We start from the raw sequence: 18,909 nt of genomic DNA, 5'->3' as shown, positions 1-18,909 counted from the left end.
TACTCTCGCCCACCCCGCAAAACCACCCCACACCGCTTGTGCGGTGTGTCCCGCCGGGTGCCCTCCCCAACCGGCGCCCCCACCCCCGCCGGGCACCCGGCTGCGGAGATGTGGGGGGACGGGGGAGCCGCCAGATGCGGGGGAGCGGCTGAGCGGCGGGTGTCAGCGGGTGACGCGGAAGCTGTGGATCTGGTCGGCGCCGCCGAGGCCGGCTCCGGACTTGTCGACCACGTAGGCGGTGCCGTTGTTGATCTCGACGTGGTTCGGGTTGGTGCCCGTGGCCACGGTCCTGACGACCGTACCGGCCTTCGGGTCGACGACGGTCGCGGTGGCCGCGGTGCGGTTGACGACCACGAGGTTGCCCGTGCGGTCGTCGTCGGCGACGGACAGGGCGCCCGCGCCGGTGGCGATGGACTTGGTGACGAGACCCTTCTTGAGGTCGATCACCGAGACGTCGCCGCCGGTCTGGTTGGCGGTGTAGGCGGTCCTGCCGTTCTTGGACAGGGCGATCGAGATCGGGCCGTCACCGGCGGGGATGAGCCGCGGGGTCGCGGACTTGGCGGTGACCTCGATGACCTGGTCGTTGCTGAGGTCGGCGGCGTAGGCGGTGCCGGTCCGCTCGTTCACGACGAGACCGGTCGGGCCGGACCCCTCGACGGTGATCCGCTGCTTCTCCTCGAAGGTCTTCGAGTCGAAGGCGACGAGGGTGCCGTCGGAGAAGGCGCTCGCCCACACGGTGTTGTGGCGCTCGTCGACGACGATCTCGCGGGCGTGGTTCACGTTGGGGAGGGTGACCAGGTGCTTACCGGTGCGCTGGCTGTAGACGGCCACCGTGTTGTTACGGGTGTTGGTCGTCCAGACGGTGTTGTGCTCGTCGTCGACGGCCACGCCGTAGACGGCCTCCAGCGCGCCGGTGGCCGCGTCGGTGACGGGCGGGGTGATGGTCTGCTTCACCGCGAGGGTCTTCGGGTCCACCTTCAGCAGGCTGGAGCTCACGACCGGCGGACGGCCCACGGCGGAGGTCGTCCACAGGACGTTGTTCCGCTCGGAGTACGAGGACTGGTAGAGGCCCTTCACCAGCGGCGCGACGGTGACGGAGTCGCTCGCGGTGTGCGCGGAGGCGGTGCCCGTCAGCGCGGCGGTCGTGCCTGCGGCGATCACGACGGCGACGGCGGCACGGGTGACGGTGCGACGGCTTCTGCGGTTGGACGTGGTCATGCGGGGGTCAACTCCCTGACAGGGGTCTCAGTAGGAACAAGTACAACTTAGCTTAGGCTTACCTAAGTAACGCGCTTTCAGGTGTGTGACGCACGCAACAACTTCCCTGTGGAAGCGCTGTGTTGGGTCACGCGCGTCGTGTCAGCCCTGCGCGACCGGCCCGGAGGGCCCGGCGGGTGCGGCCGTTCCGCCCGGACGCCGGCGGACGACGAAGAGGGTCGTGGCGGCGGCTCCCGCGGCTCCGCCCACGGCCGCGGCGGCGGCGGACCAGGCGATCGTCGGGTACGAGACGGAGCTCTCCGCGGATGCCGTCGTGAGGGTGTTCGGCGCGGCCTCGGGCGCGGAAGCCGCGGAGGTGTCGCCGGCGGTGGCCGTGGTGCCGGGCTCGGTCACCGTGAAGTCGACCTTCAGGGTGGTGGACGGGTTCGGCGCGAGGAAGCGCAGCCAGTGGGCCCCGGTCGCGGTCTCGGCCGGGATCGTGACCTCACCCTTGTACGAGCCCGAGGCGTCGGCCTTCCACTGGCCGAGGATCTCCTCGTCGTCGAGCTTGATGGTGACGGTCTGTCCGGCCGGGAACTTCGTGACCTCGAAGGGGATCTTCCCGCCCGGCTGCACCTCGCTGGCCGAGATGGTGGCCTTGGCGCCCCTGGAGTTGGACGCGCTGGCGGGCGCGCCCGTGGCGGCGGGCACCTCGGTGGTGCCGGCCGATCCGCCCGTGGAGCTCGACGAGGCGGCGGCCGCGGCCTGTTCGGCCGTGGTGCCCGAGGTGACGGTGAAGTCGGCCCTGAGGCTCGTCGACGGGTTCGGGGCGAGGAAGCGAAGCCAGTGGGCGCCCTTCGTGGCGTCCGCGGGAATCGTGACGGTGCCGGACAGGGAGCCGTCCGCCCCGATGCCGTTCGCCCACTGGCCGATGATCTTGGAGTCGTCGAGCTTGACGGTGAGCTGCTGGCCCGCGGGGAATCCCGTCACCCGGAAGGACACCTTGCCGCCCGCGGCGACCTGCGACCCCGCGGTGATCGTGGCGGACGTGGTGCCGGAGCCGGACGACCCGCCGGTGCTGCCTCCCGTGCCGCTGGTACCCCCCGTGCCGGTGTCCGTTCCTCCGGTGCCGGAGGTGCCGCCGTCCGTCGACCCGCCGGTGCCTCCCGTGCCTCCCGAACCCCCCGTACCGGACGACGTGACGGTGATGTCGGCCTTGAGGCTCGTCGACGGGTTCGGCGCCAGGAAGCGCAGCCAGTGCGCCCCCGCCGAGGCCGACTTGGGAACGGTGACCGTCGCGGTGAACGTGCCGTCGGCCTTCACGGCGGAGGGCCACTGGCCGATGATGTCGGCGTCGTCCAGCTTGGCCGTGACGCTCTGGCCCTTGGTGAAGCCGGACAGGGTGAAGGTGACCTTGCCGCCCGCCGCGACCTTGGAGTCCGTCAGCCGCACCGCGGGGTCCGGGGTCGCGGGCGGCTCCGTCGTCGGGTCCGGGGTGGGTGTCGGGTCCGGGGTCGGGGCCGGAGTGGGCGTGGTGCCGGTGACCGTGAGGTTCTCGCTGCGGACGCTGGTCCCCGGCGCCAGGAAGCGGAGCCAGTGCTCGCCGCCCGGGGCGGCGTCGGCCGGGACGGTCACCGTTCCCGAGACGGTCCCGTCGTCACCGATCGCGAACTGCTTGATCAGTGCCTTGTCGTCGAACTTGACGCTCAGGGTGGCTCCGGCGGGGAATCCCGTCGCTTCGAACGGCACGTCGCCGCCGGGCTTCACGGTGGTGGCGCCCAGGGTGACCGCCGGTGCGACGGTGTCGGCGACGAGGGCGACCGTGCCGGTGGCGTCCGCTCCGGAGGAGCCGGCGGCGACCGGCGCCCCGGCGAGGGCGCCGATGCCGAGCGTCGCGCCTGCGGCGAGAGCGGCCATGCGGCCGAGCCGGGGCTTGGTGAGGGCGGACGCGGAGATGCGGGAGGGTCTGGCAGGGGTCATGGTGAGCTGCTCCTGGCGGGCGGCGAAGAGAGTGAGGGGGAGGGCATGCGGGACAACGGCCTTGTGAATCAGCCGGTCTGAGCCCTCCGAACTTGCTTAGGTTAGCCTAACCTTAACCGTGGCGGGCGTCCCGTTCGGGAGTCGGGAGGTAAGGTGACCCTAAGTTGCATTTCCTTCGTGTTCGGAGTCCCTCTCGTGATCACCTCAGAGCCGCCGCAGGACGTCACGCGCCGGCCGCCCAGGATCGTGCGCCCGGACGACGTGCCCAGGCTCCCGCTGCCCGGAATCCCCCTTCCCGGACCCGACGAGGCCGAGGACTTCTGGGCGAGGGCGCGCCTCGACGGCACCCCCCTGGTCGCGCCTGATCCCTACGGAAGTCCCGACCACAGCGCGGTGACGTTCCTCTGGCGCGGCACCCCCGCCACCCGCGCGGTGCAGGTCCTGCCCAACAAGATCGGCGACCCCCGCGACCCCGAGGGCAACATGATGGAGCGGGTCCCCGGCACCGACGTCTGGCACTGGACGCTCCGGCTGCGCCACGACTGGCGCGGCACCTACGACTTCTACGTGGACGAGGGGGACGGCCCCGAGCCCGGCACCGCCGACTACTGGCAGTGGCTGCGCACCCGGCGGCGCCACGACCCGCTCAACGCCCGTACGCTGCCGAAGCGCTGGGACGGAGAGCCGGTGTCCTACGCCGAACTCCCGGCGGCTCCGGGCGGACAGGACTGGCAGCCGAGGCCGGACGTCGCCCGTGGCCGGGTGGCCGCGCACCAGGTGCCCGCCGAGAAGCTCGGAGGAGGCACCCGCCGCGTCTGGCTGTACGAACCCCCGCTCGCCCCGGGGCACTCGGCCGAGCTCCCGGTGCTGGTCCTCCTGGACGGGGAGCACTGGCAGCCCCACCTGGGTCTGGCGAACCTGCTGGACAACCTCATCGCCGACGGCCGCATCCCGCCGCTGGTGGCCCTGCTGCCCGACTCCGTGGACTCGGCCACCAGATGGGCGCACCTGACGTGCCGCCCCGAGTTCGTGGCCTTCCTCGCCGACGAACTGCTGCCCTGGGCTGCGGCGCGGCTCCCGGTCACCCGCGACCCCGCGCGCACCGTCGTCGCCGGGCAGAGCCTGGGCGGCCTCTCCGCGGCCCACGCGGCGGTGTCGGCCCCCGCCCGGTTCGGCAACGTCCTCGCGCAGTCCGGCTCCTTCTGGTGGCCCGACGGGCCGCAGGCGCAGTGGCTCACCGACCGGATCGCCCAGGCACCACGCCTGCCCGTCCGCTTCCGGCTCTCCTTCGGCGAGCAGGAATGGGTCGCCCTGCCCGCCGCCCGGCGTCTTCGCGACGTCCTGGCGGCGGCGGGCTACGACGACGCCTCCTACACGGAGTTCAACGGCGGCCACGACTACCTCTGCTGGCGCACGGAGCTCGCCGACGGCCTGGTCGAACTGCTGGGCTGAGGCAGGTTGCTCACACCCGTTCCCGGTCCGGCTCCAGCACGCCCGCACAGGCCTCGTACGGAGCCGGACCGAACCGCACGGACCATCCCGGGGGCACCTCCCGCCAGACCGGCCAGAGCGACATCAGGGCCTCGTCGTTCTCCAGCACCAGATGGGTGGCGACGCCCTCGGGTCCCGGGTCGAACGGGCCGCTCCTCGTACTCATGCGTCCAGCTCCTTCAGACGGGCCGCCAGGACGGCACAGATGTCGTCGAGGAAGCGGTCCTGCATCAACTGCGGGTGCGTGCAGTCGAGATCGTGGTTGTCGATGGCCCCGGTCACATGCGCACGCCACGCCTCACGGGTCAGCCAGTCCTCCGCGCGCGGGGCGGCGGCCGTGAAGAACAGCAGATCGCCCTCGTAGCGCCGGTGGTGGTGCTCGCGCATCATGCGGGCATGGTTCGGGACGATGTCGACGATCCTCGACAGCGCACGGTCGCTGAGCCCGGCCAGTGGGCTCCCCGCCCGGCGCAGCGTCGCCAGCACGTCCTCGCGGTTCCGCTCGTGCGTGCGCTCGAAGCCGGCCATGCGCAGGACGGCGGTCAGCGCGTCGCCCTCCTCGGGGGCGGGACGCTCGCGCCACTGCTCGGCGGGGAACGAGTCCAGCAGCGCCAGCAGCTCGACCTCCTCGCCCGCCTCCTGGAGCAGCACGGCCACGGTGTGCGCCAGCACCCCGCCGACCGACCAGCCCAGCAGCCGGTACGGGCCGTGCTCCTGGATCGCGCGGATGTGCTGGAGGTAGTCCGCCGCCTCCTCCTGGAGGGTGCGCGGCAGTGCGTCGTCGCCGACCAGCCCGCGTGCCTGGATGCCGTACACCGGCTGTTCGGCGCCGAGGCGGGCCGACAGTCCCGCGTAGCACCAGGCGATGCCGCCGGCCGGATGGATGGCGAACAGCGGAGGCCGCCCGTCCCCGCCGCGCAGCCGCAGGACGACGCCGAGCGCGTCCTCGGACGCCTGGCCGGTGGAGTCCAGCCGGGCGGCGAGCGCCGCAGGAGTCGGGGACTCGAACAGCGAGCCGATGGTCAGCTCCGTCCCGAACTCCTCCCGGACACGGGCCACGAGCCGGACCGCGAGCAGCGAGGTGCCGCCCAGGTCGAAGAACGCGTCCTCCGGGCCCACCCTGCCGACGCCGAGCACCTCGGCGAAGAGCCGCGTGAGCGCCTCCTCCCGCGCGCCCGATGGGCGCCGGGAGCCCGCGCCGCCGCTGAACACCGGGGCGGGCAGGGCGCGCCGGTCCAGCTTGCCGTTCGGGCTGAGCGGGAACGCGTCCAGGGCCACCACCGCCGCGGGCACCATGTGCTCCGGCAACTCCCGTGCCAGCGAGGCGCGTACGGCCACCGGATCGGCGCCGCCCGTGATGTAGCCGACGAGCCGCTGCTCGCCCGGCCGGTCCTCCCTGACGAGGGCGCAGGCCGCGTCCACCCCGTCCCGTGCCGTCAGCGCGGTCTCGATCTCGCCGAGCTCGATGCGCTGCCCGCGCAGCTTGACCTGGTCGTCCGTGCGGCCGAGGTAGACGACCTCACCGTCCTCGGTCCAGTGCGCCAGGTCCCCGGTGCGGTACATGCGTTCGCCGGGCCGGCCGAAGGGGTCGGCGACGAAACGGGACGCGGTCAGCCCCGGACGGCCGAGATAGCCCTCGGCGAGCTGGTGCCCGGCGAGGTGGAGCTCTCCCGGAACGCCGGGCGGACAGGGGTGCAGCGCCGCGTCGAGCACGTGCAGACGGGTGTTCCAGACCGGGCGGCCGATCGGCACGGGGCCCGTGGTCTCCGCAGCGCACGCGTGGTACGTGACGTCGACGGCCGCCTCCGTCGGGCCGTACAGATTGTGCAGCTCCGCGCCGGGCAGCTGCCGCCCGAAGGCGTTGGCGGTCTCGCGGGGCAGCGCCTCACCGCTGCAGAAGACCCTCCGGAGGCTGCCGCATGCCTCGGCGTCCGCCTCCGCCAGGAAGACCTGGAGCATCGACGGCACGAAGTGGCAGGTCGTGACCGCCTGTTCGCGGATCAGCCGGGCCAGATAGGCCGGGTCCTTGTGGCCGCCGGGCTCGGCGACGACGAGCACCGCGCCCTGGCGCAGCGGCCAGAAGAACTCCCACACCGACACGTCGAACGACGACGGCGTCTTCTGGAGCACGCGGTCCTCGGACGTCAGGCCGTAGGCACTCTGCATCCAGCGCAGCCGGTTGTCGATCGCCCCGTGCGAGACGACGACGCCCTTGGGGCGGCCCGTGGAGCCCGAGGTGTAGATGACGTACGCGGGGTGGGCCGGGGTGAGGGGCCGGGAGGGGTTCACCCAGAGGTATCCGGAGACGTCGAGGCCGTCCAGGACGACCAGCGGCGTCCCGGTGTCCTCGGGGAGCCTGCCCGCACGGTCGGTCACCGCGCACACCGGTGCCGCGTCCTGGAGCATGTAGGTGAGCCGCTGCTCCGGATAGTCCGGGTCCAGCGGCAGATAGGCGGCCCCCGCCTTCAGCACGGCGAGCAGGGAGACGATCAGTTCCACCGAGCGAGGGACGGACACCGCCACCACCGCGCCGGGCCGGGCGCCGAGCGTCCGCAGGTGCCGGGCCAGCCGGTTGGCCCGGGTGTTCAGTTCCTCGTAGGTGAGCGAGGTGCCGCCGTACACCACGGCGGTCGCGTCGGGGGTGCGCGCGGCACGGGACTCGATCGGGCCGATCAGCGTGGTCCGCGGGAGCGTCCGGCCCGTGTCGTTGAACGAATGCACGACCAGGTCGAGTTCGGCCGGGGTCGCGATCCCGTGCGCGCCCGTCGGCAGATGCGGGTCGGTCCGGCTCAGCCGCTCCACCAGATGCAGGAACCGCTCCTGGTGCGCGGCCAGCGTCTCCTCCCCGTACAGGGCGGGATTGCCGTCGTGGTCGATGCGCAGGCCGCGCCCGTCCGAGCGGTCGTAGATGTTCAGCGTCAGATCGTCGACGGGTCCCGCGGACAGGTTCCGCGCCCGTGCGGGGGCGCCCGCGAAGTCCACGTCGTAGTCGAAGGGCATGACGTTGACCAGGGGCCCGACCAGTCCGCGGTTCTCCCCGAGCAGCCGCAGGTCGCGTCGGATGTCCTCGTAGCGGTAGCGCTGGTGGCGGCGGACCTCGCGGATGCCCAGCACGACCTGGCGGACCAGCTCGGCGAAGGTCGCCTCGGGGGACACGTCCAGGCGCAGCGGCAGGACGTTCATCACCATGCCCGGTACTCGGAGCGAGACCGACCCCATGCGGCCCATCATGGGCAGGCCGAGCACGACCTCCCGGTGGCCGGTCGCCCGTGAGGTGTAGAGGGCCTGGGCGGCGATCAGCACGTCCGGCCAGGTCGCGCGGAGCTGGTCGGCCAGCTCCCGCACCCCCTCCGTCGCCTCGGGCCCCAGGTGGGCCGTGCGGCGGAGGAACGTCCGGGAGGGGAGCGCCCCGCGGCCGGCGAGCCGCGGCACCTCGGGGCGGTCGGCGAACGCCTCGTTCCAGTGCCGCCGGTCCGCCTCGAACGCCTCCGACGAGCGGTAGGCGTCGTCCTCGGCCACCAGGCCGGCGAGCGAGCCGAAGGTGCGGGGGCCCGGCTCCGCGCCCCCGGCGAGCGCCGTGTAGACCTCGGCGGTGCGGCGTACGAGGAGCGAATAGCCGAAGCCGTCCATGACGAGGTGGTGGATGCGCTGGTACCAGAGCCACCGCTCCTCGCCCACCCGGAACAGGGCGTGCCTGAACAGCGGCCCCGCACCGAGGTCGAAGGGCTCGGCCAGATCCGCGCGCATCCACTCCTCGGCCTGCCGGGAGGCGTCCGCCGCCTCCCGCAGATCGTGGGTGGTCAGCGGGAGTCCGACCGAGTCCAGGACACGCTGGCGCGGTCCTTCGGGGGAGTCCTCGACGCGTACGCGCAGCGCCTCCGCCTCGGAGGCCACCCGGCGCAGCGCCCCGGCGAACAGCTCCGGGTCCAGGGGTCCTTCGATCTCCAGGCACTCCGCCGTGTTCTGCGCCGGGCTGAGCGGGTCGAGCGACTGCGCGTACCACATGCCCGACTGCGCGGCGGTCAGCGGCAGTACGCCGGACGCCCCGGCCGGTCCGGGGCCGGCGTCGGTGAGCAGGGCGGTCATGAGACCCCCAGCAGCGGTGCCCAGGCCTCGACGGCGGGCTGTTCGGCGAGGTCCGCGAAGTCCGCCTCGACCCCGTGGTCCCGCCGCCAGCGCCCCAGCAGCGCCATGATGCGTACGGAGTCCAGGCCGTAGTCCAGGAGGTTCTCGTCCAGGGGGATGTCCGCGGGGTCCTCGCCGAGGGCGTCGGCGACATCCCGGCGGATCAGTTCAAGGGTGAGCGCCATGTGTTCAGATCTCCTTCAGGAGCGCGTCGGTCGTGGTGACGACCGCGCAGCGGCCCGCCGCCCAGCGCAGCGCCATGTCGTGGTCCTCGCGTGAGAAGTCCGCCACGGCGTCGGCCACGACGAAGGCCTGGATGTCGCGCATCCACGCGTCGCAGGCGCTCATGAGCACCCCGATGTGCGCGTACACACCGGTGATCACCAGCTGGTCGCGGCCGGAGTCACGCAGCAGGGAATCCAGTTCGGTCCGCACGAAGGCGCTGTACTTCCATTTGGTCAGTACGGTGTCCCCGTCGGCCGGTGCGACGGACGGCGGGATCGCCAGCGCCTCGGGGTCGTCGGCGGCACCGGGGCCCCAGAAGTCGAGCTGGAGTCCGCGTTCCTCCGGCGTCTGACCGCCGCGCTGCACCGAGTAGACGACCGGCACGCCGAGGCCGCGGGACCGCTCGATGACGCGGGAGGTGTTGTCGAGCATGCCGGTGAGCGGTTGCTCGCCGGACGGGAACGCGCCGAGGAAGTGGTTCTGCAGGTCATGGACGAGCAGGACGGCGCGCGCCGGGTCGACGGTCCAGCCGACGCGGTTCGCGGGCAGCTCGGCGTCGGTCGGCAGTGCGTAGGAAGCGATGGCGGGAAGAGCCATGGGGTGGAACCTTTCGGTGCCGCGCGGGGCGGAACTCGGTGCTGATCTCAGTGCTGGGCGGACACGGCGCGGCCGGGGACGGCCTCGGAGCGCAGCCCCTTCTTGCTGACCTTGCCGATGCCGGTCTGGGGGAACGCCTCGACGAACTCGACGAGGTCGGGGATCTTGTACGCGGCGACACCGCGCTCACGCACGAGGCGTTTGACCGCGGCCGGTTTCAGGGCCTCGGCGCCCTCGCGGAGGATGACGTAGGCGAGGGTGCGCTCCCCCAGGTACTCGTCGGCCACGCCGACGACGGAGACGTCGTGCACGGAGGGGTGGGCGAGGATGATGTTCTCGACCTCCTCCGGAGCGACCTTCTCGCCGCCCCGGTTGATCTGGTCCTTGGCGCGCCCCTCGACCACCAGATGGCCCGTGGGGGTGCGGCGCACGATGTCACCGGTGCGGTAGAAGCCGTCCTCGGTGAAGGCCCGCCGGTTGTGCTCCGGCGCACGCCAGTAGCCGCGGATGGTGTACGGGCCGCGGGTCAGCAGATGCCCGAAGCCGCCCTCGGGCACGTCCTCGTCCGCGTCGTCGACGATGCGGACCTCGTCGTCCTCGGAGATCGGCCTGCCCTGGGTGGTGACCACGGTCTCGTGATCGTCGTCCAGGCGCGTGTAGTTGACGAGCCCCTCGGCCATGCCGAAGACCTGCATGAGCCGGCACCCCAGGGCGGGTTCCAGACGGCGGGCCGCCGACTCGCTGTACTTGGCACCGCCGACGAGGACCAGCTCCAGGCTCGACAGGTCGTGCTCGGTGCCGGGGCCGGCCTCCGTCCACACCAGGGCGAGCGGCGGCACCATCCCGGTCATCGTGACGCGCTCGCGCTCCACGAGGGCGAAGGCCGTCGCCGGGTCCGGGCTGGGGCACATCACCACGGTCCCCCCGGCGTACAGCACACCCAGCCAGCCGGGCGAGCTCATCGGGAAGTTGTGCGCGGCGGGGAGCACGACGAGGAAGCGGGTGCCGCCGTCCACCCCGCAGATCTCGTTGGATCCCCGCAGCGAGTAGATGTAGTCGTCGTGCGTACGGGGGATGAGCTTCGGCACCCCGGTCGTGCCGCCCGACAGCTGAAGGAACGCCAGGTCGTGCGGCTCGGGTTCGTACCCGGTGCCGGTCTCCGAGGGTTCGCACGGCACGTCCGACAGGGCGGTGTGTTCGCCGGGGGACCCGGCCACGAACACGTGCTTCAGGGACGGCGTGCGCTCCTTGACCTTCGAGGCGAGCGCGAGGTGGTCGAAGCCCGCGTGCCGGTCCGGGACGACGTAGGCGACGGCCTCGGTGAACGAGCAGAAGTACTCGATCTCCGTCTCCCGGTGCGCGGGCAGCGCGTAGACGGGCAGCGCGCCGATCCGGAAGAGCGCGAAGACGACCTCGACGAACTCGGCGATGTTCGGGAGCTGCACGACGACCCGGTCGCCCCGGGAGATCCCGCGCGCCGCGAAGCCGGCCGCCATCCGCGAGGCCCGCTCGTCCAGTTCCCCGTACGTCCACTCGCGGCGCCCGGGGGAGGGGTCCACGATCGCGACGCGGCCGGGGTGCGCGGCGGCGCGCTCACGCAGTACGCCGCCGAACGTCTCGCCGCGCCAGTGGCCGGCGGCGCGGTAGCGCTCGGCGAACTCGGCGGGCCAGGTGGGGGCGTCGGTTTCCGGGAGGGCGGTCACAGGGCCGCTCCCACGGCGCTCAGGAACGTCCGGAACTTGGCCCCGGTCTCCGCCGTCTCGGCGGCGGGCGAGGACTCGGCGACCACACCGGCGCCGGCGAACAGCCGCAGGGTGCGGCCCTCGGCCTCGGCGCAGCGGATCGTCACGACCCAGTCGCCGTCGCCGTCGGCGTCCTGCCACCCGACCATGCCGGTGTAGGCGCCGCGGTCGAAGGGTTCCGAGTCCGCGATGACCTGCCGGGCCACCTCGGTCGGGGTGCCGCAGACCGCCGGGGTGGGGTGCAGGGCGGAGGCCAGGTCCAGGGCGGTGGAGGCGGGGTCGCGCAGCTCCCCGGTCAGGGTCGTCGACAGGTGCCACATGGCGGCGGTGCGGATGAGGGTGGGGCGCTCCGGCACGTCCAGGCTCACGCAGAACGGCGCCAGCGCCTCCCGGATGGCGTCGACCACGACCGCGTGCTCGTGCAGGTCCTTCGGCGAGTCCAGCAGCGCGGCCGCCCTGCGGACGTCCTCCGCCAGATCGCCGCTGCGGGGTGCCGAGCCGGCCAGCGGATTGGCGACGAGCCGGGCGCCCCTGCGGGACACGAGCAGCTCGGGGCTGGCGCCCACGAGGGTGCGTCCCGGTCCGCTGGGCACGGCGAAGGTGTAGCCCTCCGGGTCGCGGCGCGCCAGCCGGCTCAGCATGGCCGGCAGATCGAGGTCACGCGCGGAGGTCAGCTCCAGGGTGCGGGCGAGGACGACCTTGTCGAACTCCCCGGCCCGCATCCGCTTCACGGCGGCGGCGACGGCCGCGGAGTACTCCTCGGCCGCCGGCACCTCGCGTATCCGCCAGTCTTCACCCGGCTCCACGTCCGGGCCGTGCAGGGCGACGAGCGGGTCGGCGCGCAGGGCGCCGGCCCACCGCAGGGTCTCGGGGACCGCCAGGGCCGCCGTGCCGCCGGGGGCGAACGGCACGGAGCCCACGACGACCGGAGCGGAACCGCCCGCACCCCGGGCGGAGTCCAGGACCTCCCGTACCCGCAGGGTCAGGGGACGGTCGCCGTGCGGCACCTGCGCCCGGGTGCCGGAGCCGAGCAGGGTGTGCCGGGGTGTGGCGAGGAAGCGGTCCGTGCCGGGCCGGTAGGCCTCCAGCAGGGCGGTCGCCGCGCCGGGAGCGGTGTGAGGGGGAGGAGCGGCATGGACGCGCAGAGAGGCAGACATGGGTGGTCTCCAGGGGGGATGGCTCGAACTGCGGCAGGGTGACGGCGGAGCGGGTTCAGGCCCGCGTTGTGGCCGCCGTGGCGACGGCGGAGCGGGTTCAGGCCCGCAGGGTGGCTCCACCGTCGACGTACAGGTCGTGCATGGTGATGTGGCGGGCCCGGTCGGACACCAGGAAGGCGACCGCGTCGGCTATGTCGGAGGGTTCCGCGATCCGGCCGAGCGGGATTCCGGTGCGGTACGACGCCGGGTCGCCCTCGACGACGGCGCGGGCGGACGCCTCCTCCGCACCCGCCGTCCACATGCCGCGCTGCATGTCGGTGAGGGTCGATCCGGGGGACACGGTGTTGCACCGCACGCCCTTGGACGCCACTTCGAGGCCGAGGCACTTGGTGAACATCACGGCCGCCGCCTTGGAGGCCGCGTACGCCGCCATGTTGGTACGGGGGATGCCCGCGGCGTTGGAGGCGACGGTGACGATGCTTCCCGAACCCCGCTCCGCCATGCGGCGGGAGACGGACCGTGACACGTGGAAGACGCCGTGGGCGTTGACGGCGAAGGTGGCCGCCCACTCCTCGTCCGGCATCTCCGCGACCGCCGAACCGCTCAGGATTCCGGCCACGTTGACCGCGATGTCCAGGGGGCCGAGGGTGTCCTCGGTCCAGGCGACGACGCTCTCGACGGCGGCGGAGTCCGTCACGTCGAGCGCCCGGGCGGTCACCCGGCCGTCGTACGCCTTCGCGAGGGCGGCGACACCGTCCTCGGTCAGGTCGGTGGCGACGACGCGGGCACCCAGGCCGGCGAGCGCGTGCACGACCGCCTCGCCTATGCCGCCGCCGGCACCCGTCACGAGGGCGAGCCGGCCGGTGAGTTCCTGCCCGGTGCTCACTTGACCATGGCCTTCCGGATGTCGTCGAGCACCGAGACGGCTGCCTGGGCGCCGCCGAGGCTGGTCCACTTGGTGCCGTCGATGACCGTGGCGTGCTTGTCGCGCACCGCGCCCAGCTGCTGGTAGGCGGGCTTCTTCGCCAGCTGGTCGAGGAGGCCGGCGTCGGTGCCCGCGTCGAGGGAGCCGATGAACAGCCAGTCGCCGTCGATCTCCTTGAGGTTCTCGTCGCTCAGCGGCGTCGAGTGGCCCTCGCCCTGCTCGTTCTGGATACCGGGGCGCGTGAAGCCGAGGTCCTTCAGCACGTCGCTGATGAAGACGCCCTGCTGCATGACCGCGGTGCCCTTGGCCGAGTAGCGGGCCACGGAGACGCTCGCGCCGGCCTGTGCGCCGAGGTCGGTCTTGAGGGCCGCGGCCTTGGTCTCGTAGTCGGCGAGGAACTTCTCGGCCTCGTTGGACTTGCCGAGCGTCGTGCCGGTGAGCGTGAGGGCCTTCTTCCAGTCCTTGGTGTCGTCGATGGTGATGACGGTGGGCGCGATCTTCCGGAGCTGCGCGAGCACCTGCTCGTCGGCGAGCTGCCCGGCGAGGATCACGTCCGGCTTCGCCTGCACGACCTTCTCGATGTCGGGGCCGGTCACGGCGCCCACCACGGGGATGCCCTTCGCCTGGTCCGCGAGGTACTGGGGCGCGCCCTTCTGGCCGCGGCCCGCGGTAAGGCCGACCGGCTCGACACCCAGGGCGAGCGACGCGTCCAGGTCCATCTCGCTGAGCGCGAGCACGCGCTTCGGCGCCGCGGGGACCTTCACCTTGGTCCCGGTGGCGTCGGTGACCTGTGTGGTTGCCGCGGCGCCCGCGTCCGCGGAATCGGCTGTGTCGTCGGTGGATCCGCAGGCGCTCAGGGTGAGAGCGCAGAGGGTGAACAGCGTGGCGGACACAACGGGACGTGCGATACCGCGGGACGAGAGGGACGAATACGGCGCCATGGCCAGGGATCTCCGTTTGCATTCAGACGAATCCGGTTCCGGCCGGGCGCTCTCCGAAGCGTGAATCGGAGAAAGGCGGTACACAACGCACCACTTCAGGACACAGGTGTGCCCGGAGACCCGCCGGAACCGGGCGAGCTTGCTTAGGTTAGGCTACCCTTATGTCGATAGCGCAAGGGGGTCGGCCAAGATCAGCCGGATCCCGCCCATCCGAAGGTCCCCCTCCTCAGGGACGCCCAATTGCCCGGGCCGCCACAGGACTTGTGATTGTTCTCGTGGCCCTCGTGCTGCTCTCCCTCGTCATCGGCACCGGCCAGAGCACCGTCGGACGCGCCTGGGACTTCGTCCTCGGAGACCCCACCGCCCGCGCCGACGCTCAGGTCCGGCTGGCCGTCATGGACGTACGCCTGCCGCGCACGCTCGCCGCCGTCCTCGTCGGCACCTGCCTCGGCGCCGCCGGATGCCTGCTCCAGGCCGCCACCCGCAATCCGCTCGCCGAGACCGGACTGCTGGGCGTCAACTCGGGTGCCGCGTTCGCCGTTGTGCTCGGGCTCACCTTCTTCGGCGCCGACTCCCCGGGCGCGCTGCTCGTATGGGCGCTGACCGGAGGCATGGCCGCGAGCGCCGTCGTCCTGCTGTTCGCCGCGTCGGGACGCACCGCGGGCTCACCGCTGCGTCTCGTCCTGGCCGGATCAGCACTGGGTGCCACCTTTCACGGCTGCACCTCCTACGTCCTGCTCGGCACCCAGTCGACCTTCGACACCTACCGGTACTGGACGATCGGCTCGCTCGCGGGAGTCGAGGCGTCCGACCTGGTCCCCCTGCTGCCCCTGGTGGCGCTCGGCCTGCTCACCGCGCTCGGCTGCGCACGCCCCCTCTCGGCGCTCGGCCTCGGGGACGACGGCGCCCGCTCGCTCGGCCACCACCCGGGCCGCATACGGCTCGTCGTCGCCGGGGCGGTCTCGCTGCTCGCCGGCTGCGCGGTCGCGGTGGCCGGCCCCATCGCCTTCCTGGGGCTGCTCGCCCCGTACGCCGCGAGAGCGCTGACCGGACCGCGCATGACGGCCCAGCTCGTCCTGTCCGCACTGATCGCGGCCGACATCATGATCCTCGCCGACATCCTCGCCCGGATCGTCATCCGACCCTGGGAGACCCCCGTCAGCGTGCTGCTCGCCTTCGTCGGCGGTCCCCTGCTCATCTGGATCGCCCGTTCCTCCCGGCTGTCCACCGCGGGGGCCGAGGCATGACCGCTCCCAGGACGACGACGGCCCCGGCTCCCGTCGCGGACGTGACACCCCCCGACAGCACCGTGCTGCGCACCGGGACGCTGTCCTGGCTCGTGCCCCGCCGCAGCGCACTGGCCGCCGCGCTCCTCGTGCCGCTCCTCGCCGTCCTCATCGCCCTCGCGGTGATGGCGAGTTCGACCGGAATGAGCCTGTCCCAGACCCTCTCGGGACTCCTCGGCACCGGGGACGCCGGAACCGTCATGATCGTGCGGGAGTTCCGGCTGCCCCGGATCTTCGCCGGGCTCATGGTCGGTGCCGCACTCGGCATCGCCGGCTGCCTCACCCAGACCCTGGCCGGCAATCGCCTCGCCACCCCCGACCTGGTCGGCGTCAACGACGGTGCCACGGCCGCCGTGATCGCCGCCGCCGCGGGCTCCACCACCGGCATGGTGGGTGACTGGTGGCTCGGCCCGATCGGCGCCGTCGCCGCCGCCGCGATCGTCGTCCTGTGCGCGGGCGGAGCCGGAACCGCCGGATACCGCGTCCTGGTGACCGGCATCGGCGTCTCCACCTTCATCGGCGCCGTGAGCGACCTGATCATGTCCCGCGAGAACGACAACACAGCGGGTGGCGTCTTCCTCTGGACCGTGGGCAGCCTCAACGGCCGGGACTGGGGTGTCGGTACACCACTGGCGCTCGTCCTGCTGTTCCTCGTGCCGCTCGCCCTCGCGGTCGGACACCGGCTCCAGCTGCTGCGCTTCGACGACGACGTGGCCGCCTCGCTCGGCGTGGACCTGCGCCGGCTGCGCGCCTGCGCGCTGGCACTCGCCGTCGCCCTCGCGGGCACGGCCGTCGGCGTCGGCGGTCCGATCGCCTTCGTGGCCCTCGCCGCCCCGATCCTCGCCCAGCGCCTGTCAGGACCTACCCGGGTCCCGGTCATGGGTTCGGCACTGACCGGTGCCGCCCTGATCGCCGCGGCCGACGCGCTCGGACGCGTCGCCGCCCCTGTCGAACTCCCCGTCGGCGTCGTCACCAGCGTCCTCGGCGGCCCCTTCCTGCTCTGGGTCCTGTTCCGCCCGGACCGTGCCAACGGAAAGGCATGACCACCCCATGACCGACACCTCCCACGAGACCGCCCCCGGGCTCGACATCACCGCGCTGCACGCCGGATACCCCGGCCGGCCCGTCGTCGAGAACGTCGGTCTCACCGTGCCCGCAGGACAGGTCGTCGCGATCGTCGGCCCCAACGGCTGCGGGAAGTCCACCCTGCTGCGCACCGTCGCACGCCTGCACCGCCCCGACTCGGGAACCGTCAAAGTCGGCGGCGAGGACATCTGGGAGCTCGGCCGGCGCCGGGCCGCCCACCGCGTCGCCCTGCTGCCCCAGTCGCCGCGCGCCCCCGAGGCCGTCACCGTCGCAGGGCTCGTCCGCTACGGCCGCCACCCCCAGCAGGGCCTCCTGCGCCAGTGGTCCCGGGAGGACGAGCACGCCGTACGCGACGCGCTGGCGGCCACCGGAACGACGGAACTGGCCGCGGAGCGCCTCGACAGGCTCTCCGGCGGCCAGCGCCAGCGGTGCTGGCTCGCGATGGTCCTCGCCCAGCACACCCCGGTCATCCTGCTCGACGAACCGACCAGCGCCCTCGACCTCGGCCACGCCGTGGAAGTCCTGGAACTGGTACGGGAGGTCGCCGCCACCGGACGTACCGTCGTGATGGTGCAGCACGACCTGGTGGCCGCGTCCCGCTACGCCGACCTCCTCGTCGCCATGAAGGACGGGCGGGTCGTCGCCCGGGGCAAGCCGGACGAGACGGTCGACGAGACCCTGGTGAAGGAGCTCTACGGGCTGGACGCCGACATCCTGCGCGCACCGGGCGACGCGGCGCCCGTCGTGGTGCCGAGGAGCCGCACCCTCACGAAGCGGTCGTGACGGCCTTCGGCCTCCGTGCCGCCGGACGAGACGGCCTGGTGCGGGGGCCGAAGACGGCCAGGGCGACCGCGCCCACCATCCAGACACCCGCGATGAAGTAGAAGACGCTCTGGTAGCCGGTGCGGTTGTAGAGCGCCGCGATGATCAGAGGGCCCGCCGCGTTCGACAGCCGGCCGATCCCGTAGGTGATGCCCGTCCCCAGGGAGCGGCTCCGTGTGTCGAAGAGCTCGGGGGAGTAGGCGTACGCGAGGGCGGTGTAGCCGCGCTCGAAGAGGTTCACCAGGAAGCCGAAGATCACGATCAGGACCGGGTCGAAGGTCAGCCCGTACAGCAGACCGCAGGTGGCGATGACCACGCCGAAGGCGACGAGACACCACTTGCGCTCGAACCGGTCGGTGACCAGGGAGGCCAGGAAGGAGCCCAGGGGCGCGCCGACGGTGGTGAGGGCGATGTAGAAGACGGACTTCTCGACGCTGAAGCCCTCCGCGGACAGCAGGGTCGGCGCGAAGCTGGAGTAGCCGAAGAACCCGATGGTCTGGGTCACCCACAGGACCGTCAGCAGGAGCGTCGGCGCGAGGTACCGCTTCTGCAGCAGCAAGCGCACCGGAGCCTTGACGGCCGGGGGCTCCTCCACGGGCTCCGCCGGTTCGGCCAGCGGCCCCTTCTCGGCGATCACCGAGGCCTCGATCTCACGCAGGACCGCGTCGGCCGCGGCGTGGTCGCCCCGGCTCTCGTGCCAGCGGGGGGACTCCTTGAGGTGCCTGGAGAACAGCACGAGGACGACGCCGAGCGCGCCCCACAGGTACACCAGCCGCCAGGACCAGTCGCTGAGCGGGACGACGAAACTGGCGATCAGGTTGGTGGCCGGAGTGCCGCAGATGCCGATGACCATCGCGTACGCCTGGTACTTGCCCCGGACCGCGGCCGGATACAGCTCGTTGACGTAGATGACCGCCACGACGGTCATCGCGGACAGACCCGCCGAGGTGAGCACCCGGAAGACGCCCAGCGAGAAGATGTCCCACGAGAACACCGAGACGAACGAGAAGAACCCGAAGAACAGGATGGTGCGGAGCAGGGTCTTCTTGCGGCCCCACCGGTCGGCCAGGGCTCCGGCGACGATGGAGCCGATGAACATGCCGACGAACGACAGCGAGGTGACGTAGGCGACCTGGCTCACCGTCACGCCCCACAGATCGACCAGCTTGGGAGCGGTCGTCGCGAAGCTGTTGATGTCCGCGAACTCGAAGAAGTAGGCGAACGCGATGGCGAGCAGAGTGGTCTTGTGGAAGCGGGAGATCGGCAGTCGGTCCAGCCGGTTCGCCGAATTGGCGTGCTGCATGGGACGGTCCCTGTCGGAGTGCGGGTGCGGGG

Annotated in this window: 15 protein-coding genes; 4 read left to right on the top strand and 11 right to left on the bottom strand. The window is 72.4% G+C overall.

Features of this window, described 5'->3' with window-relative positions; translation table 11 throughout:
• Nucleotides 1-162: 162 nt before the first annotated feature.
• Nucleotides 163-1,218 carry a YncE family protein gene (locus ACWCQM_RS39650; RefSeq protein WP_450919930.1) on the bottom strand — a complete coding sequence of 352 codons (1,056 nt, stop codon included), beginning with the start codon at nucleotides 1,216-1,218 and terminating at the stop codon, nucleotides 163-165.
• Between the two features lie 141 nt (nucleotides 1,219-1,359).
• Nucleotides 1,360-3,177: a hypothetical protein gene (locus ACWCQM_RS39645; RefSeq protein ID WP_450919929.1), complete on the bottom strand. Its 1,818-nt coding sequence runs from the start codon at nucleotides 3,175-3,177 to the stop codon at nucleotides 1,360-1,362.
• Nucleotides 3,178-3,372: 195 nt separating this feature from the next.
• On the opposite strand from ACWCQM_RS39645, the gene fes reads away from it, so the two are divergent.
• Nucleotides 3,373-4,629, top strand: a complete 1,257-nt coding sequence (fes, locus tag ACWCQM_RS39640; protein ID WP_450919928.1) for an enterochelin esterase — start codon at nucleotides 3,373-3,375, stop codon at nucleotides 4,627-4,629.
• A gap of 10 nt (nucleotides 4,630-4,639) precedes the next feature.
• Here fes and ACWCQM_RS39635 read toward each other — a convergent pair whose 3' ends face one another.
• The 8 genes from ACWCQM_RS39635 to ACWCQM_RS39600 all read right to left on the bottom strand — a co-directional run bounded on the left by ACWCQM_RS39635 (nucleotide 4,640) and on the right by ACWCQM_RS39600 (nucleotide 14,380).
• Nucleotides 4,640-4,834 (bottom strand): MbtH family NRPS accessory protein, encoded by a 195-nt coding sequence (locus ACWCQM_RS39635; protein WP_450919927.1) that lies wholly within the window; start codon nucleotides 4,832-4,834, stop codon nucleotides 4,640-4,642.
• Nucleotides 4,831-8,754 carry an amino acid adenylation domain-containing protein gene (locus ACWCQM_RS39630; protein ID WP_450919926.1) on the bottom strand — a complete coding sequence of 1,308 codons (3,924 nt, stop codon included), beginning with the start codon at nucleotides 8,752-8,754 and terminating at the stop codon, nucleotides 4,831-4,833. The genes ACWCQM_RS39635 and ACWCQM_RS39630 overlap by 4 nt, the downstream gene beginning before the upstream one ends.
• Nucleotides 8,751-8,978, bottom strand: coding sequence for a phosphopantetheine-binding protein (locus ACWCQM_RS39625; RefSeq protein ID WP_073749190.1), 228 nt, complete (start codon nucleotides 8,976-8,978; stop codon nucleotides 8,751-8,753). Before ACWCQM_RS39625 ends, ACWCQM_RS39630 begins: the two co-directional genes overlap by 4 nt.
• A 4-nt stretch (nucleotides 8,979-8,982) precedes the next feature.
• Nucleotides 8,983-9,615 (bottom strand): isochorismatase family protein, encoded by a 633-nt coding sequence (locus ACWCQM_RS39620; protein WP_450919925.1) that lies wholly within the window; start codon nucleotides 9,613-9,615, stop codon nucleotides 8,983-8,985.
• 47 nt (nucleotides 9,616-9,662) lie between these two features.
• Nucleotides 9,663-11,318, bottom strand: a complete 1,656-nt coding sequence (locus ACWCQM_RS39615) for a (2,3-dihydroxybenzoyl)adenylate synthase (protein ID WP_450919924.1) — start codon at nucleotides 11,316-11,318, stop codon at nucleotides 9,663-9,665.
• On the bottom strand, nucleotides 11,315-12,514 hold the full coding sequence (gene dhbC / locus ACWCQM_RS39610) for an isochorismate synthase DhbC (protein WP_450919923.1): 1,200 nt from the start codon (nucleotides 12,512-12,514) through the stop codon (nucleotides 11,315-11,317). Before dhbC ends, ACWCQM_RS39615 begins: the two co-directional genes overlap by 4 nt.
• Nucleotides 12,515-12,611: 97 nt before the next feature.
• Entirely contained in the window at nucleotides 12,612-13,400 is a 789-nt protein-coding gene (locus tag ACWCQM_RS39605; protein ID WP_450919922.1) for a 2,3-dihydro-2,3-dihydroxybenzoate dehydrogenase, read from the bottom strand.
• The gene (locus ACWCQM_RS39600; RefSeq protein ID WP_450919921.1) at nucleotides 13,397-14,380 is read right to left on the bottom strand and encodes an ABC transporter substrate-binding protein; all 984 of its coding nucleotides are present in this window, start codon (nucleotides 14,378-14,380) and stop codon (nucleotides 13,397-13,399) included. Before ACWCQM_RS39600 ends, ACWCQM_RS39605 begins: the two co-directional genes overlap by 4 nt.
• 161 nt (nucleotides 14,381-14,541) lie before the next feature.
• On the opposite strand from ACWCQM_RS39600, the gene ACWCQM_RS39595 reads away from it, so the two are divergent.
• Genes ACWCQM_RS39595 through ACWCQM_RS39585 form a run of 3 tightly spaced genes read left to right on the top strand, consistent with a single transcriptional unit; the run spans nucleotide 14,542 to nucleotide 17,535 of the window.
• Nucleotides 14,542-15,627, top strand: coding sequence for a FecCD family ABC transporter permease (locus tag ACWCQM_RS39595; protein WP_450919920.1), 1,086 nt, complete (start codon nucleotides 14,542-14,544; stop codon nucleotides 15,625-15,627).
• The gene (locus tag ACWCQM_RS39590) at nucleotides 15,624-16,709 is read left to right on the top strand and encodes a FecCD family ABC transporter permease (protein WP_450919919.1); all 1,086 of its coding nucleotides are present in this window, start codon (nucleotides 15,624-15,626) and stop codon (nucleotides 16,707-16,709) included. Before ACWCQM_RS39595 ends, ACWCQM_RS39590 begins: the two co-directional genes overlap by 4 nt.
• Nucleotides 16,710-16,716: 7 nt before the next feature.
• Nucleotides 16,717-17,535 (top strand): ABC transporter ATP-binding protein, encoded by an 819-nt coding sequence (locus tag ACWCQM_RS39585; protein WP_450919918.1) that lies wholly within the window; start codon nucleotides 16,717-16,719, stop codon nucleotides 17,533-17,535.
• Here ACWCQM_RS39585 and ACWCQM_RS39580 read toward each other — a convergent pair.
• Nucleotides 17,519-18,877 carry an MFS transporter gene (locus ACWCQM_RS39580; protein ID WP_450919917.1) on the bottom strand — a complete coding sequence of 453 codons (1,359 nt, stop codon included), beginning with the start codon at nucleotides 18,875-18,877 and terminating at the stop codon, nucleotides 17,519-17,521. The genes ACWCQM_RS39585 and ACWCQM_RS39580 overlap by 17 nt on opposite strands.
• Nucleotides 18,878-18,909: the final 32 nt, after the last annotated feature.

Source organism: Streptomyces sp. NPDC002125 (genome assembly GCF_053593715.1).
This window is presented reverse-complemented; position numbering and strand designations above follow the sequence as displayed.

Excerpts from the sequence above, each read along its gene's own strand:
- ACWCQM_RS39650 (WP_450919930.1), bottom strand. The coding sequence starts at position 1,218 with ATGACCACGTCCAACCGCAGAAGCCGTCGCACCGTCACCCGTGCCGCC.
- ACWCQM_RS39645 (WP_450919929.1), bottom strand. The coding sequence starts at position 3,177 with ATGACCCCTGCCAGACCCTCCCGCATCTCCGCGTCCGCCCTCACCAAG.
- ACWCQM_RS39635 (WP_450919927.1), bottom strand. The coding sequence starts at position 4,834 with ATGAGTACGAGGAGCGGCCCGTTCGACCCGGGACCCGAGGGCGTCGCC.
- ACWCQM_RS39630 (WP_450919926.1), bottom strand. The coding sequence starts at position 8,754 with ATGACCGCCCTGCTCACCGACGCCGGCCCCGGACCGGCCGGGGCGTCC.
- ACWCQM_RS39625 (WP_073749190.1), bottom strand. The coding sequence starts at position 8,978 with ATGGCGCTCACCCTTGAACTGATCCGCCGGGATGTCGCCGACGCCCTC.
- ACWCQM_RS39620 (WP_450919925.1), bottom strand. The coding sequence starts at position 9,615 with ATGGCTCTTCCCGCCATCGCTTCCTACGCACTGCCGACCGACGCCGAG.
- dhbC (WP_450919923.1), bottom strand. The coding sequence starts at position 12,514 with ATGTCTGCCTCTCTGCGCGTCCATGCCGCTCCTCCCCCTCACACCGCT.
- ACWCQM_RS39600 (WP_450919921.1), bottom strand. The coding sequence starts at position 14,380 with ATGGCGCCGTATTCGTCCCTCTCGTCCCGCGGTATCGCACGTCCCGTT.
- ACWCQM_RS39595 (WP_450919920.1), top strand. The coding sequence starts at position 14,542 with ATGTCGATAGCGCAAGGGGGTCGGCCAAGATCAGCCGGATCCCGCCCA.
- ACWCQM_RS39590 (WP_450919919.1), top strand. The coding sequence starts at position 15,624 with ATGACCGCTCCCAGGACGACGACGGCCCCGGCTCCCGTCGCGGACGTG.
- ACWCQM_RS39585 (WP_450919918.1), top strand. The coding sequence starts at position 16,717 with ATGACCGACACCTCCCACGAGACCGCCCCCGGGCTCGACATCACCGCG.
- ACWCQM_RS39580 (WP_450919917.1), bottom strand. The coding sequence starts at position 18,877 with ATGCAGCACGCCAATTCGGCGAACCGGCTGGACCGACTGCCGATCTCC.